The organism is Ruegeria sediminis (genome assembly GCF_005938215.1).
In the GTDB taxonomy this organism is placed as follows: Bacteria; Pseudomonadota; Alphaproteobacteria; order Rhodobacterales; family Rhodobacteraceae; genus Ruegeria; species Ruegeria sediminis.
Window position 1 is genome coordinate 103,681 of the sequence record NZ_VCPD01000007.1, and the last position, 14,951, is coordinate 118,631.

Annotated in this window: 16 protein-coding genes; 6 read left to right on the forward strand and 10 right to left on the reverse strand. The window is 67.1% G+C overall.

Going from position 1 to position 14,951, the window contains the following annotated elements:
• Positions 1–3 precede the first annotated feature (3 nt).
• The 3 genes from FGK63_RS17425 to FGK63_RS17435 are packed head-to-tail and all read right to left on the reverse strand — an operon-like array spanning position 4 to position 1,581.
• Positions 4–384 carry a GFA family protein gene (locus tag FGK63_RS17425; protein ID WP_138844645.1) on the reverse strand — a complete coding sequence of 127 codons (381 nt, stop codon included), beginning with the start codon at positions 382–384 and terminating at the stop codon, positions 4–6.
• A gap of 4 nt (positions 385–388) precedes the next feature.
• Positions 389–1,012: a LysE family translocator gene (locus FGK63_RS17430; RefSeq protein WP_138844647.1), complete on the reverse strand. Its 624-nt coding sequence runs from the start codon at positions 1,010–1,012 to the stop codon at positions 389–391.
• Positions 1,012–1,581, reverse strand: coding sequence for a helix-turn-helix domain-containing protein (locus FGK63_RS17435; RefSeq protein ID WP_138844649.1), 570 nt, complete (start codon positions 1,579–1,581; stop codon positions 1,012–1,014). The genes FGK63_RS17430 and FGK63_RS17435 overlap by 1 nt, the downstream gene beginning before the upstream one ends.
• Positions 1,582–1,638: 57 nt before the next feature.
• Between FGK63_RS17435 and FGK63_RS17440 the strand changes: the two genes are divergently transcribed.
• Positions 1,639–1,980 (forward strand): DUF1294 domain-containing protein, encoded by a 342-nt coding sequence (locus tag FGK63_RS17440; RefSeq protein WP_246044074.1) that lies wholly within the window; start codon positions 1,639–1,641, stop codon positions 1,978–1,980.
• Between the two features lie 72 nt (positions 1,981–2,052).
• Entirely contained in the window at positions 2,053–2,979 is a 927-nt protein-coding gene (locus FGK63_RS17445) for a DMT family transporter (RefSeq protein ID WP_138844651.1), read from the forward strand.
• A gap of 14 nt (positions 2,980–2,993) precedes the next feature.
• On the opposite strand, the gene FGK63_RS17450 is transcribed toward FGK63_RS17445, so the two are convergent.
• Entirely contained in the window at positions 2,994–3,446 is a 453-nt protein-coding gene (locus tag FGK63_RS17450; protein WP_138844653.1) for a GAF domain-containing protein, read from the reverse strand.
• A gap of 95 nt (positions 3,447–3,541) precedes the next feature.
• Positions 3,542–4,714, reverse strand: coding sequence for a thiolase family protein (locus tag FGK63_RS17455; protein WP_138844655.1), 1,173 nt, complete (start codon positions 4,712–4,714; stop codon positions 3,542–3,544).
• Between the two features lie 103 nt (positions 4,715–4,817).
• Between FGK63_RS17455 and FGK63_RS17460 the strand changes: the two genes are divergently transcribed.
• The 3 genes from FGK63_RS17460 to FGK63_RS17470 all read left to right on the forward strand — a co-directional run bounded on the left by FGK63_RS17460 (position 4,818) and on the right by FGK63_RS17470 (position 7,403).
• Positions 4,818–5,156, forward strand: a complete 339-nt coding sequence (locus tag FGK63_RS17460) for an STAS domain-containing protein (protein WP_138844657.1) — start codon at positions 4,818–4,820, stop codon at positions 5,154–5,156.
• Positions 5,131–5,679 carry an ATP-binding protein gene (locus FGK63_RS17465; protein WP_138844659.1) on the forward strand — a complete coding sequence of 183 codons (549 nt, stop codon included), beginning with the start codon at positions 5,131–5,133 and terminating at the stop codon, positions 5,677–5,679. The genes FGK63_RS17460 and FGK63_RS17465 overlap by 26 nt, the downstream gene beginning before the upstream one ends.
• A 146-nt stretch (positions 5,680–5,825) precedes the next feature.
• Complete coding sequence (locus tag FGK63_RS17470) at positions 5,826–7,403, forward strand: gamma-glutamyltransferase family protein (protein ID WP_138844660.1); 1,578 nt, start codon at positions 5,826–5,828, stop codon at positions 7,401–7,403.
• A gap of 37 nt (positions 7,404–7,440) precedes the next feature.
• Here the strand turns inward: FGK63_RS17470 and hspQ are convergent, their stop codons facing one another.
• Complete coding sequence (gene hspQ, locus FGK63_RS17475) at positions 7,441–7,767, reverse strand: heat shock protein HspQ (RefSeq protein WP_138844662.1); 327 nt, start codon at positions 7,765–7,767, stop codon at positions 7,441–7,443.
• Positions 7,768–8,080: 313 nt separating this feature from the next.
• Here hspQ and FGK63_RS17480 point away from each other — a divergent pair, with 313 nt between their 5' ends.
• Positions 8,081–8,662, forward strand: coding sequence for a transglycosylase SLT domain-containing protein (locus tag FGK63_RS17480; protein WP_138844664.1), 582 nt, complete (start codon positions 8,081–8,083; stop codon positions 8,660–8,662).
• 22 nt (positions 8,663–8,684) lie between these two features.
• On the opposite strand, the gene FGK63_RS17485 is transcribed toward FGK63_RS17480, so the two are convergent.
• From FGK63_RS17485 to FGK63_RS17500, 4 genes are all read right to left on the reverse strand, one after another.
• On the reverse strand, positions 8,685–9,281 hold the full coding sequence (locus FGK63_RS17485) for a LolA family protein (protein ID WP_138844666.1): 597 nt from the start codon (positions 9,279–9,281) through the stop codon (positions 8,685–8,687).
• Positions 9,282–9,322: 41 nt separating this feature from the next.
• Positions 9,323–12,247: a DNA translocase FtsK gene (locus FGK63_RS17490; protein ID WP_138844668.1), complete on the reverse strand. Its 2,925-nt coding sequence runs from the start codon at positions 12,245–12,247 to the stop codon at positions 9,323–9,325.
• 14 nt (positions 12,248–12,261) lie between these two features.
• Positions 12,262–13,443, reverse strand: coding sequence for an aminotransferase class I/II-fold pyridoxal phosphate-dependent enzyme (locus FGK63_RS17495; protein WP_138844670.1), 1,182 nt, complete (start codon positions 13,441–13,443; stop codon positions 12,262–12,264).
• A gap of 108 nt (positions 13,444–13,551) precedes the next feature.
• Positions 13,552–14,880 (reverse strand): amidase, encoded by a 1,329-nt coding sequence (locus tag FGK63_RS17500; RefSeq protein ID WP_138844672.1) that lies wholly within the window; start codon positions 14,878–14,880, stop codon positions 13,552–13,554.
• Positions 14,881–14,951: the final 71 nt, after the last annotated feature.

Sequence of the window (14,951 nt, forward strand, 5' to 3'; positions counted from 1 at the left end):
CTGTCATTGCGCCCGCCGGGGCAGGTCGTCCGTGATGTCGTAATAGTCGCCCTTGTCCGCCACGAAGATGTGGCGGGCGAGGGTCAGGCCGGTGGGCGCGTCGAGCGCCCCCATGGAGATCGAGATCGTGTCCTCGTCATCGTGCTGCCAGAAGAGGAACGAGCCGCAGTTGCCGCAGAAGCCGCGCCGGGCGGTGCCGGAGGCGCGGAACCAGCTCAGCGTGTCGCGGGCCGTCAGGCGCAGATTGTCCTGGTTGGTCGAGGTCGAGGCCCAGACATGGCCCGACTGCCGGCGGCACTGGCCGCAGTGGCAGACGGATGGCGGCGACAGGTCTCCGTCGATGGTGAAGGCGACCGAACCGCACAGGCAGGAACCGGTATGCATCGCGTTACCCCTTGGTTGCGGGCGCGGCGCTGGTGCCCAGCAGCACGCCGTAGATGATGAAGCAGGCGGCCATGAGCCGGCGCACCCAGGTGTTGAAGACCGCGCCCAGCGCCGCCTTGCCCATCAGCGCGCCGAGCAGCGTGAAGCCGGTATAGCTGAGCGCGGTGATGGTCAGCGCGGTGGGCATGATGACCGTCATCTGCTGCCAGATCGGCACGTCCGGCTGCACGAATTGCGAGAAGGCGGCCAGGTAGCCCGCGACGCTTTTGGGATTGATCGCCGCGACGGCCAGCGCGTGCAGGTAGACGTGGCGCGCGGGGCGCTCGGCGGCGGGCGCGGGCCTGGCGGCGTTCCTCCAGCCGCGGATGCCGAGCCAGATCAGGAACCCGGCGCCGACCAGCTTGGCGATGAAGAACCCGATGGCCGAGGCGGCGATCAGCGCCGTGACGCCCAGCGCCGAGAGGATCAGGAAGCCGCTGGCCTGGGTCAGGATCGCCAGCACGCCCAGCATCGCCTTGGGAAACGGCAGGCTCATGCCGTTCGAGATGCAGTTGACCGCGTTCGGCCCCGGCGTGGTCACGAACACCACCCAGAACAGCGCGAATATGGTCCAGGCTTCGAAGCTCATCAGTAGACCGGCGGGGCGATGACCCAGACGGCCACGGCGGGCTCGTCATAGGGGTTGGCCCATTGATAGGGTTCGTGCCGGATCCGGAAACTGTCGCCCGGTCCGACGGTGAAGCTGCGGTCGCCGATCGTCAGGTCGAGGCGGCCCGAAACCATGTAGCCCACCTCCTGCGTGGGGCGGTTGGCCGGGGTCTGCATCCGCGAGCGGGGCCGGAAGGTGGAATGCACCATCTCGAAATCGTCGGTCAGGTCGGGGGAAAGCAGTTCCTCGATCAGCCCCTCCTCGCCCGAGCCCATGGGGCGGCGGGCGCCGGCGCGCACCACATAGCCCTGCTCGTCCGCAGGCGCCGCGGAATGGGCAAACAACATCGACATCGGCACGCCGAGACATTGGGCGATCAGGCGCAGATCCGAGATCGAGGGTTCGGACATGTCGCGCTCGACCTGGCTGAGCCAGCCGACGGAGCGGTCGAGCCGCGCGGCGACCCCGGTCAGCGTCAGGCCGCGCGCCTTGCGCAGGGCGCGGATGTCGGCGCCGAGCGTTGCGCTGTGCGGGACTTGGCTGTTCACCGGGCGGCTCCGTCGTTCGTGAAATTTCAGCTGCGTTTTTCACGATGGCCCGAATCGGTGAAATTTCCAAGAGATTTTTCATTGGCGGTGCGGGCGGCGCGCTGCTATCCGGGGGCCATGTGGTATGCCGTGATCTATCTCTGGGCCGTCAACCTGCTGACGCTGCTGGCATTCGGCTGGGACAAGCTGCGGGCGCGCGGGAAACGGCGGCGCGTTTCGGAACGGACGCTGCTGTGGCTGGCCGCACTCGGCGGCAGCCCCGGCGCGGTTCTGGGCCGCTGGATCTTCCGCCACAAGACCCGCAAGCGCGGGTTTTCCATCTGGCTGTTCGCGATTGTCGTGGTCCAGGCGGCGGTTTTCTATCTGGTGGTTGCGAAATACGGCGCCGGCCTGCCTTGAGCCCATCTTGGACTGTGGCTGCCCCGATCATCGGCGCTATGCCTGCCGGGCAGGACGTGATTTCATGTCGTCATGGAGGACAGAAGGACCACACTGGCCTACGGCGCCCTGCTTCTGGCCATGCTGATCAGCGCCGGGAACTTCCTGTTCGGAAACCTGGCGGTCAACGAGGTCCCGCCGGTTGTGCTGGCGTTCTGGCGCAGCCTGATCGCCGCTGTTTGCGTGCTGCCGTTCGTGATCGTGAAGCGCGGCAATCCGTTGGGCTGCTTTCTGGGAAACTGGCTGCGCATGACGGTGCTTGCGACCGTGGGCGTCGTGTTCACGCCCTGGCTGGTCTACCTGGCGCTGCGGTCGAACGACCTGATAGATCTCGGGGCCGGCTACACGAGCGTGCCGCTGTGGACCATTCTCATCTCGGCGCTTCTGCTGGGCGAGCGGCTGCGTCCGCTGCAATACCTTGGCGTTGCGCTGGCGCTTGTGGGAGCCCTGGTCTTCGTGTTCCGGGGCAGCCTTGCGAACCTCGGCGAGTTCAAGCCGCACCTCGCCTTTCTTCTGATGATCGCCTCCAACGCGTTCCGGGGTCTCTACCTGGTCCTTCTCAAGAAATGGGACTTGCACCCCAAGCCCGAAGAGGGCCTGTTCGTCATCCTCGTTCTCGGCTGCCTCATCATGTCGCCCTTTGTCATCGCTTACGAGACCGGCGCGCCGAAGCCCTTCGACTATTCCTGGCAGGTTTGGGGGTCGATCCTGTTCATAGGTGTCGGCATGGGGGCGCTTTACCTTCATCTGCTCAACTTCGGCACGGCGGAAATCGGCGCTTCGGCGGCCTCGCTGTTTTCCTATCTCGTGCCGATCTTCGTGGCGGTGGAATCCGTCCTCGTGCTGGGCGCGGGGCTACACATTTATCAAGGTGTTGGCGCGGTGCTGATCATCGGCGGCGTGCTGATCGCGACGCGGCTGCATGTCCGCGAGGCGCCTGCGGATCATGCGCCGCATTGACGCCAGAGCATCCGTCAGCGCGCGAAGACCTGCGACAGGATCGCGCTAAGCGCCTGAGCGTCGGTTTGAGTGAAGGCATCCGGCTGGTCGCTGTCGATGTCGAAGACCGCGATGATCTCGCCGCCCGCATTGCGCACCGGCAGGACCAGCTCCGACCGGGTGGAGGAGGCGCAGGCGATGTGACCGGGGAAAGCGTCCACGTCCGGCACCAGTTGCACTTCGCCGGTGCGGGCGGCGGCGCCGCAGACGCCCCGGTCGAAGGGAATCACCAGGCAGCCGTGGCCGCCCTGATAGGGGCCGATCTTGAGCAGGCCCGGCTCGGCCACGCGGTAGAAGCCGGTCCAGTCGAAACGGTCGTCGGCATGATGCACCTCGCAGGTGACGGTGGCCATCAGGGCGACCTGGTCGGTCTCGCCTTCGGTGAGGGCGGCGATGGTCTTGGCGAGGGTGTCGTAATCGGCGCTCATGGCTTTGCCTGTGCAGAGGGGATGGGAGGGGGCGCTGCCCCCTCTTGAGCCTGCGGCTCAATTCACCCCCGGAGTATTTGCAAAAAGGCGAAGGGTCAAACCCTCTCGATGGCGATGGCGGTGCCTTCGCCGCCGCCGATGCAGATGGCCGCGACGCCGCGTTTGAGGCCGCGCTTTTCCAGCGCGTTGAGCAGGGTGACCATGATCCGCGCGCCCGAGGCGCCGATCGGATGGCCCAGCGCGCAGGCGCCGCCGTTGACGTTCACCTTGTCGCGCGGCAGGCCCATTTCATGCATGAAGGCCATGGGCACGACGGCGAAGGCTTCGTTGACTTCCCACAGATCGACGTCGTCGACGCTCCAGCCGATGCGGTCGAGCAGCTTCTTCGCGGCGGGAACGGGCGCGGTGGTGAACAGACCCGGCGCCTGGGCATGGCTGGCATGGCCGAGGATGCGGGCGCGGACGGTGAGGCCCTGCGCCTCGGCGGCGTCGGCCGAGGCCAGCACCAGCGCGGCGGCGCCGTCGGAGATCGACGAGGAATTGGCCGCGGTGACGGTGCCGTCCTTGCGGAAGGCCGGCTTCAGGGTCGGGATCTTTTCCGGGCGGGCCGATTTCGGCTGTTCGTCGGCGTCATGGGCGGTTTCGCCCTTGCGCGTCGTCACGGTGACCGGGGCGATTTCGCCCGCGAAGGCACCGCTGTCCTGCGCCGCCAGCGCGTTCGACAGAGATTGCAGCGCGTATTCGTCCTGCGCCTCGCGGGTGAACTGGTAGGCTTCGGCGCAATCTTCGGCGAAGGTGCCCATCAGGCGGCCCTTGTCATAGGCGTCTTCCAGCCCGTCGAGGAACATGTGGTCGATGACCTGGCCGTGGCCGATTCGGGCCCCGCCGCGCATCTTGGGCAGCAGGTAGGGAGCGTTCGTCATGCTTTCCATGCCGCCGGCGATCATGGTGTCGGCGTGGCCCAGCGCGATCTGGTCGAAGGCCATCATCGCCGCCTTCATGCCCGATCCGCACATCTTGTTGAGGGTGGTGGCCGGCACTTCTTCGCCCAGTCCTCCGGCAAATCCGGCCTGGCGAGCGGGGGCCTGGCCCTGCCCCGCCGGCAGCACGCAGCCCATCAGAACCTCGTCCACGGTGCGGGCACCGGCGCCCTGAAGCGCGGCCCGGATTGCGGCGCCGCCCAGCTCGGCCGCGCCGACGCCGTCGAACATGCCCTGGAAGCCGCCCATCGGCGTGCGGGCCGCACCGGCGATCACAACCTCTTTCATCTCGAAACTCCTTCTGATCCGGGGCGATGAATACCGAATGGTAAGAATTGGCGTCTAGCGTATTTCTACGCAACGCAGTCAATTTTTCGGGGGGAACCGGGGCATGAGCCTGAGCAGCAGAGTGGCCGGGACAACGCAGGTGATCACCGTCGGGGCCGACCGGATCGACGCGGCGATGGCCATTCAGTTCAAGGAAGACATGCGCGCCGAGACCGAGGGCGGGCCGGAGCGGGTGATCCTGGACCTGAGCGCCGTCGAGTTCATCGATTCGAGCGGCCTGGGCGCGATCGTCGCGGCGATGAAGCAGTTGGGCGGCGGGCGCAGGCTGGACCTGGCCGGGCTGACCCCGGTCGTCGAAAAGGTGTTCCGGCTGACGCGCATGGACACGGTGTTCACCCTCTATCCCACGCTCGACGATGCCCTGTCCGAGCGCGCGGAGTGACCCGGGGCGGGACTGGACCGGCGTGGAACGGTTGCAGGATCAGAACCGGCTGGAGCTTTGCTTTCCCGCGACCGAAGCGGCGGCCAGCGCGGCGATCGCGACGCTGGCCCTGAGGCTTGGCGCCCGCGGATTGACCGAGGAGCGCGCGGCGGACGTGAAGATCGCGCTGGCGGAGGCGGTCAACAACGTGGTTGAGCACGCCTATGCCGGGCTGGAACCGGCGCGGGTCCGGGTCGAGTGTCGGCTGCGCCCGGACCGGCTGGACATCCTGATCTGGGACACCGGCCGGCCCCTGCCCGGGCTGCGGGTGCCCGCCGGCGAACCGGCCAGCGTCGATAGGGACCTGCAGGACCTGCCCGAAGGCGGATTCGGCTGGTTTCTGATCCGGCAGCTGTCCAGCGCCGTCGGCTATGAACGCCGCAAGGGGTGGAACCGGCTGTCGCTGCGGTTCGATCTGGGGGGACCACGCGGTCACAATAAGGCCCCGAACCAACCATCGTGCCGCCGCAAAGGGGGGCCATAACGGACGGGTAGCTCAAATCAGCTTCCCTCGGCGCCGTGTGTCACAGCCCCCACCCAGTGAGCGGCGCCGAGGAACTTCTCCCACTCGTCTCTGGACAATCCATCTGAGCGTTCTAGGCTCGTCGCCGTTTACGGGAGAGCATGGGTATGCGTGATTTTCAATTGCCGGGCCGGTCCGAAGTGTTCGCGACCGAAGGCATGTGCGCAACGTCGCATCCGCTGGCGGCGCTGGCGGCGCTGGAGATTCTCAGATCCGGCGGCAACGCCATGGATGCGGCGATCGCCGGCGCGGTCCTGCTGGGAATTTGCGAGCCGCAGATGACGGGCATCGGCGGCGATTGCTTCGTGCTGTACAACCGCCCCGGCGAGACCGAGATCCGGGCCCTCAACGGATCGGGCCGCGCGCCGGCAGCCGCCGAGGCGCAGCCGTTGCGCGATGCGGGGCTGACCGGCGTGCCGCTGGGCAGCCCGCACGCGGTGACGATCCCCGGCGCCATCGACGCGTTCTGCCACCTGTCCGAGACCGAAGGCCGGCTGGGGCTGGAGGCGGTGCTGCAACCGGCGATCCACTATGCGGAACGCGGCGTTCCCGTCGCCCCGCGCGTCGCCTTCGACTGGACGAACGGGGCCAATGCGCTGCAGGGGGCGGCGCGGGATCATTACCTGATCGGCGGCCGGGTTCCGATCGTCGGCCAGATCTTCCGCGCGTCGCAGCAGGCCGAGGTTCTGCGCCGCGTCGCGCTGCACGGGCGCGACGCCTTCTATACCGGCGAGGTTGCCGAGGACATGGTCGCGACGCTGAACGCGATGGGCGGGGTTCACACGGCCGAGGATTTCGCCGCGACCCGCTGCACGGAAAGCGCGCCGATCTGCGGCGAGTACCGCGGCGTCGAACTGGTCGAGCACCCGCCCAACGGCCAGGGCGCGACCGCGATCCTGATGCTCAACATCCTGAGCCATTTCGACATTTCGTCGATGGACCCGCTGGGCGCCGAGCGGGTGCATGTCGAGGCGGAAGCCGCCAAACTGGCCTATGACGCGCGCAACCGCTTCATCGCCGATCCCGATTACGCCACGCGGATGGAGCAATTCCTGGCCCCCGAAACCGCGGCCCGGCTTGCGGCGCTGATCGACCGGAGAAAGGCGATGCCCGCCGCCGCGCCGCTGACCGAAGCGGTGCACAAGGACACGGTCTATATCACCGTCGTCGACCGCGACCGGATGGCGGTGTCGCTGATCTATTCGATCTTTCACAGCTTCGGCTCGGGGATCGCGTCGGAGAAGTTCGGGATCCTGCTGCAGAACCGCGGCGCGGGGTTCACGCTGGAGCCGGGGCACCCGAACGAACTGGCCGGCGGCAAGCGTCCGATGCACACGATCATTCCCGGTTTCCTGCGCGAAAACGGCCGGATCATGATGCCCTTCGGCGTGATGGGCGGCGGCTATCAGCCCGCCGGCCACGCGCGTTTCCTGACCAATCTCGTCGATGCGGACATGGGCCTGCAGGCGGCGATGGACGCCCCCCGCAGCTTTGCCGACGGCGGCGTGCTGAAGGTCGAGACCGGCTATCCGGATCTGGTCAGGCAGCAACTGGCCGATCTGGGCCACAGGGTCGAGACGCCGCCCGCGCCCCTGGGCGGCGCGCAGGCCATCCGCATCTGCAAGAACGGCGTGCTGGAAGCCGCCAGCGATCCGCGCAAGGACGGCTGCGCCCTGGGGTATTGACGAGTTACGCCCCCGAAGAACCTCCGGGCGGTGCCGGTCAGTTCAGCTGAAAGTGCAGCGGATAGGCACCGTCCTGGAACGGACCGAACATGTCGGGAATGTCGGGATGATCCAACGGCTCACCCGAGCGGTCCTCGATCAGGTTCTGCTCCGACACGTAGGCGACGTAATAGGATTGGTCGTTCTCGGCGAGCAGGTGATAATAGGGCTGCTCCTTTGCCGGACGACTGTCTTCCGGGATCGCCTGATACCACTCTTCGGTATTGGAGAATTCCGGGTCGACATCAAATACCACCCCTCGGAAGGGGTGCTTCTTATGACGGACCACCTGGCCCAATGAATACTTGGCACAAGTCTTTAACATTACACTAGCCCCCAAGCTTCTTAGTACTCTCAAGCGGACCCGGATGTCCAATAATTGATCCGAAATACGGGGAAACAGTCTGTGAACTTGACTGTTACAGTGCCCGGAATCGCGGCTTGCTGCGCCCCGCGGGAAACCGTCCGGCAGCCCCCGCAGTCGCCTGTCGCCGGGGCGCTTGCCAGAACAGGCGCGGGCTTGTCAATGCGGCGGGTTGCCGAAAAACAGACGCTTCCGGCTATGGTTCTGTAACGATTGTGATTTCCACAGTCCCCGAAATGCGTTAGAATGCCTGCAAAAAAAGGGCAAGAGGCAGATGAGCAGATCTCTTTGCGCGTTGGTGGCGGTGCTGATTCTGGCATCCTGTGGTGGCGGGTCCAAGACTCCGCCAAGCAATCTCAATGATGCCTGCAGCATCGCCAAGCAGCGCCCGGACTACATCAAGGCATTCCAGAACACCGAACGCAAATGGGGCGTTCCGGTCCATGTCCAGATGGCGACGATCTATCAGGAGAGCAAGTACCGGCACGATGCGCGCACGCCGCACAAGTTCGTGCTGGGGGTGATCCCGATGGGCCGCCAGAGCAGCGCCTACGGGTTCAGTCAGGCGCTGGACGGGACGTGGGAGCAGTACCAGAAGGAGACCGGCAAGCGGCGGGCCAAGCGCGACCGCATCCGCGACGCCTCGGACTTCATGGGCTGGTACATGAACAAGACCTGGGAAAAGAACGGCATTCACCCGAGCGACACCCGCAACCAGTACCTGGCCTATCACGAGGGTCATGCCGGCTACGCCCGCGGCTCGTACAACGCCAAATCCTGGCTGCTGCGGGTCGCCGACAACGTCGATGCGCGGGCCGAGCTATACCGCCAGCAGCTGGCGTTCTGCGGCTACTGAGTTCGGCAAGGTTCCGGGCGTCTCAGCGTTTGGTGGCGACGCCCGGCTCTCCGTCCACGAACAGGTTCTGGTTGTAGCTGTTGCCCTTGGTCAGCGGCCCGAGGATCACCGTCGTGCGCGTGCCGCCGCCGTCATGCACCACCCATTTGCGCAGTTCGACCGGATCGCCGGTGAACATCAGCTCGATCTTGCCGTATTCGGGGTTCTTGGGGTCCTGCGCCGTCACCACGGTCGAGGTGCCGTCGAAATCGTGCCCGACGACCATGTTGGCCTGTCCCAGGTCAACCCGCCGCGCCAGAACGATCGACAGCGGCGTCTTTCTGAGCGGATATTGCTCGGGCGGCTGGTTCGACTTGGGGTCATGGATGATGACCGTCCCGCCCTTGGCGACGACCACGGCCTGCTCGGGCGGATCGTATTCGAACCGCATCCGGCCGGGGCGCTGCAGCCACAGCTTGCCTGTGCTGAGCGAGCCGTCATCGTTGACCTGCGTGAAGGTGGTCTCGACGGTGGTCAGGCCGTTGAGATAGTTGGAAATCGCGGAGAGCGGCAGCTTGTCTGCGGCCCAGGCGGCAGGCGCCGCCAGCGAGAGCGCGAAGGCGAGAATGATCTGTTTCATGCGAGTCCAGATAGGCGCTCTGCCCCCGTTTGGGAATGGGCTTACTGCTCGGGCACGAGAATTTCACGCTTGCCGACGTGGTTGGCCGCCGAGACGACGCCCTCTTCCTCCATCTGCTCGACCAGGCGCGCGGCCTTGTTGTAGCCGATGGCGAGTTTCCGCTGGATGTAGGAGGTCGAACACTTGCGGTCCTTGATGACGATGGCGACGGCGGTGTCGTAGAGCGCATCTTCGCCGTCGGTGTTGCCGCCGGTGTTCAGGCCCAGCACCGCGTCGATGTCGTCGGCCTTGTCCTCGTCCGGCCCCTCGACCACCCCACCCAGATAGTCCGGCGGCCCGAACTGCTTGAGGTGGTTCACCACTTCCTCGACCTCTTCATCCGACACGAAGGGGCCGTGGCAGCGGGTGATCTTGGCGCCGCCCGCCATGTAGAGCATGTCGCCCTGCCCCAGCAGCTGCTCGGCGCCCATTTCGCCCAGGATCGTGCGGCTGTCGACCTTGGAGGTGACCTGGAACGAGATCCGGGTCGGGAAGTTGGCCTTGATGGTGCCGGTGATCACGTCCACCGACGGGCGCTGCGTCGCCATGATGAGGTGGATGCCGCTGGCCCGCGCCATCTGCGCCAGGCGCTGGATGCAGGCCTCGATCTCCTTGCCCGCGACCATCATCAGGTCGGCCATCTCGTCGACGATGACGACGATGTAGGGCATGGCCCTGGGTTCGAATTCCTCGGTCTCGAAGACCGGTTCTCCGGTGTCGTCGTCGAACCCGGTCTGCACCGTGCGGCTGAACATCTCGCCCTTGGACAGCGCCTCCTTCACGCGGCCGTTGTAGCCGGCGATGTTGCGCACGCCCATCTTGGACATCTTGCGATAGCGGTCCTCCATCTCGCCCACGACCCATTTCAGGGCGACGACCGCCTTTTTCGGGTCGGTGACCACGGGCGACAGCAGGTGCGGGATGCCGTCATAGACGGAAAGTTCCAGCATCTTGGGGTCGATCATGATCAGCCGGCATTCCTCGGGTGTCAGCTTGTAGAGCAGCGACAGGATCATGGTGTTGATCGCCACCGACTTGCCCGAGCCGGTGGTCCCGGCAATCAGCAGGTGGGGCATCTTGGCGAGGTTGGCCACGACCGAGCCGCCGCCGATATCCTTGCCCAGCGCCAGCGGCAGGGCGTGGTTGCCGTCGCCGAAATCGCGGCTGGCGAGGATTTCGCGCAGCACCACCATCTCGCGGTTCTCGTTGGGCAGCTCGATGCCGATGACCGAGCGGCCCGGCACGGTGGAAACCCGCGCCGACAGCGCCGACATCGAACGGGCGATGTCGTCGGCCAGGCCGATCACGCGGCTTGCCTTGAGGCCTGGCGCCGGTTCGAGTTCGTACATGGTGACGACGGGACCGGGGCGAACGCTGACGATCTCGCCCTTGACGCCATAGTCGTCCAGCACGTTTTCGAGCATCCGCGCGTTTTCTTCCAGCGCCTCGTCGCTGAGGTGGTGGCGCTGGATCGCGGCGGGATTGGACAGCAGGCTGAGGGGCGGCAGTTCGAAATCCGCGGCGTTGTCCTCGAAGGACAGGCCGGGCTGCGCCTCTTCCTGCGCCCGGCGGGACGGCTGCGGCGCGCGGCGCACCGGCTGGGCCACGACCGGCTTGCGCGGCTCGGCCACCGGGATCGACATGGCCGGCCGGGGCGGCACCTGCGGCAGCGGCCCGTCATCGTCGTCGAACACGTCGCCGGCGTCGAAATCGTCCTCGGAAAAGGCGTCGGGCTGGTGCGCCGCCTCGGGCTGCGCCCGGTCGGCGGCTGCGGCCGGTCTGGCCGAGACCGGCGGCTCGGGCGGCAGCGTGGCCGCGCCGGCGGTCAGCGGCGGTTCGGGCGGCAGGTGTCCGCGCCGCGTCGTGTCGAGCACCAGCGGCTCCGGGCCGCGTCCGCGGCCCTTGGTCAGGGGGCGGGCCGGATCGGGCGCAGGGGCCATGACGCCGGCGGCGACCTTGCGGCTTTGGACGGCCGCGGCGATCTTGGAGCGGATGCGGTCGTCGCCTGGCATCTCGTCATAGCCCTGCACCGGCGCGCGCTCGACCAGTTCCGGCTGCGGCAGCGGCTCGGGGCGGCGGATCATAGCGGGCATCCGGGCCAGCAGCCCGGTTTTCGGCGCGGGCGCGGGACGTTCCGGAACCGGCGCCTCGAACAGCGGTTCGGCATAGGCGACATCGTCGTCGGTCGCGAAATCGGCGGGCATCCTGCGGGCGGCCTTGCGTTCGGACCATTGGGCGCGGCGGTCGCGAGCGGCCTGGGCGGTGGCTGCGGCCCCGCGGCCCAGGAGCTGCATCAGCAGGTCATAGGCCATCACCAGCCCCAACAGGAAGGCGCGGAACCCGCGCCGGACGTCGGCCATGGTGAAGCCCAGCACGAAGATTCCCAGCGCGACCATTCCCGCCGCCATCGTCAGCGACATCAGCTTGACCATGAAATGCGACGAGATCGGCAGCAGCGTCAGCAACGCGCCCATCACGGTGTCGCCGAACAGCCCGCCCAGCCCGTAGCTGTGCGTCGCGCGCCATTCGGCGCCCGGAACCAGCGTGGCGGCATAGACCGACACCACCGCGATCCAGATCGGCGCGAAGATCAGGCGGGCGATCGCGCGGTCCTCGCCGCGATGCAGGGCAAAGCGCACGCCCCAGGCGATCAGCACCAGCGCGATGCCCCAGCTGCCCCAGCCGACGATCATGAACAGGGGCGCCGCGATCGAGGCGCCGATCCGGCCCATCCAGTTCTGCACCGGCGCGTCGGTCGAGACCATCCAGTTCGGATCGTCCGGCGTGTAGGAGCCGATCATCGCGGCGGCGGCCAAGCCCAGAAGGATCAGCAGGATGCCGATCAGTTCCTTGCCTCGCTTTTCGATCGCCGCCTGCATGTTGCTGTCCAGCAGCGGGTCGCGGTTACGCGCGTTGTATGATGCCATGCTACCCTCGTACCTTACCCGTAGATGCAGTCGCGGAGCGTGTTCAGCCCGCGCTGCAACTCTGTTTTTGGGGCCACCATCGCGACCCTTATGTATCCTTCGCCCGGGTTCTGCCCCGGTTTTCCCTGCGCGAGATAGGCGCCCGGCAGAACCCGGACCCCGGTTTCGCGCCACAGCTTCAGCGCCGCCTGTTCACCGTCATCCACCGGCAGCCAGAGGAAGAACCCCGCCTCGGGCGGCATGTAGCCCTGCACCCCGGCAAAGACCTGGTCCGCGATGCGGTATTTTTCCTGATAGAAGGCGCGGTTTTCCTCGACATGCGTCTCGTCGGCCCAGACCCGGGCGGCGGCGGCCTGCAGCGGCGACGGCAGCGGCGCGCCGGAATAGGCCCGCAGCTGCTTGACCCGCCGGATCGAGTCCGGCCCGCCCGCGATCAGACCCGACCGCAGGCCCGCCAGGTTCGAGCGTTTCGAGAGCGAGTTGAACAGCGTGATCCGCTCGGGGTCCGCGCCCAGCTCCTGCGCCACGGTCAGGACGCCGACAGGGGGCGCGTCGCGGTAGATCTCGGAATAGCATTCGTCGGCGAAGATGCGGAAATCGTAGCGTTCGGCCAGCCGGATCAGCCCCTCCCAGTAGTCGCGCGGCGCGACCGCGCCCTGCGGGTTGGCGGGCGAGCAGATATAGGCGACGGCGGTGCGATTCAGCACATCCTCGGGCAGGCCGGCGTAATCCGGCAGGTGCCCGGTGGCGGCGGTCGCCGGCACGAAATGCGGCTCGGCCCCGACCGAGATCGAAGCGACCATGTAGACCTGGTAGAACGGGTTGGGGCAGAGAACGATGGGCCGCCGGCCGTTCTTCTGCTCGGGGCAGAGCGCCATTGCGGCGTTGTAGAGCCCCTCGCGCGTGCCGTTCAGCGCCATCACGTTGGTGTCGGGATCCATCTCGACGCCGTAGCGGCGCCGGATCCAGCCGGTGATGGCGCGGCGCAATTCCGGGGTTCCGTCATTGTCGGGATAGCTCTGGAAGCCGGCTGCGTTCTCGTTGATGACATCGGTGACCCAGGCGGGAAAGGCGTGTTTCGGCTCGCCGATGGTCATATGCACGACATCTCCGCCCGGCTCGTGATGGTCGAGCAGGGCGCGAAGACGCGGAAATGCATAAGGCGGTAGGTTCGAGAACCGCTCGGGAAAATTCATAACAACTGCCTCAGTGCCGGGATCATGGACGCCCCGTTATCCCTCAAGTTACAGACCGTGCCCCGTTTCGTCCAGACAAAGCGGTGCCGAAACAGGGGATTGTGGCATTCAGGTCAGCGCCTTTTCGGCCGCCGCGCCCAGCCGCAACAGCGCCTCTTCCGAGTCCGGATGGCCCAGCAGCATCAACCCGCAGCCCGGCGTCCCGGTGGGCAGGGTAAGGGCCGCGAGCCCCATCAGGTTGCCGATCCGGGTGTTGCGCAGGGCCAGCAGGTTTTCGGTGACGTAATAGTCGTGATCGCTTGTCAGCCGCTCGAGGTTCGGCGGCATGGTCACGGCGGTCGGGGCCAGAACGGCGTCGAAGCCGGCGGTGGCCGCGTCCCAGGCGGCCCGCGCGGCCTCGAGCTTGGCCCAGGCGGCCACGTAATCGGGCCCGGCGACCGTCCGGCCGGCCCGGAACCGTTCGAGGATCTCGGGGAACATGGCGCCCGGATTCGCCTCGATCACCTCGCGCCACAGGCCATAGGCCTCGGTGGTGTAGAGCACGCCGGACAGGGCAACCGCATCGGGCAGTTCGGGCACCTTCAGGGGGACGATCTCGGCCCCGGCCGCCGCCAGGCGCCGCAGCGCCTCGTCGTGGGCGCTGCCGGGCGTGTCGCGCAGGTCGTCCCGCGCCACCGTCTGCAGATCGGCAAAGCGGCGGCCCCGCAGGCTTGCGCCGCGCAGATCGGCGGGCGTGCCGCCTTCGAGCAGCGCCAGCATCTGCGCCGCGTCCTCGACCGACCGGGCCAGCGGGCCGACGGTGTCGAATTTCAGGCAGAGCGGCACCACGCCCTCGAGGCTGAGCCGGCCCGAGGTGGTCTTGAGCCCGACCAGATCGTTCCAGGCTGCAGGGATGCGCACCGAGCCGCCGGTATCCGACCCGATGCCACAGGCGGCGAGGCCGAAGGCGACCGAGGCCGCCGCACCCGAGGAGGAACCGCCGGGGACCGCCGCCTCGTCGTTGACGCAGGGCGGCGTCTGGGTAACCGGGTTCAGACCCAGCCCGGAAAAGGCCAGTTCGCTCATATGCGTCTTGCCCAGGCAGACCGCCCCCAGCGCGGTGGCGTTGCGGACCACCGCGGCGTCGGATTCGGGCACCCGGTCCTTCAGCAGGGCCGAGCCCGCCTCGGTCGCGATCCCGGCGGTGTCGAACAGGTCCTTCCAGCTGACCGGAACCCCGTCCAGAAGCGAGCGGCGCAGTCCCAGCTTGGCGCGTTCGCGCGCGGCCATCGCCTCGGCCCGGGCGCGGTCGTGGGTGACGCGGGCATAGATGCGGTCGCGGTGCGGATGGGCGTCGATGGCAGACAGGTAGCACTCGGCCAGGTCGACCGGGTCGATCCGCCCAGCGCCGATTTCACGGCCCAGATCGCTTGCCGTCATCACCAGCCAGTCCTGCATCGCCGCCTCCGCGTTTTTTCGATCTTCGCGACGGTAGCGACAGGACTGCGCATGGACAATCCCGAAAGGTC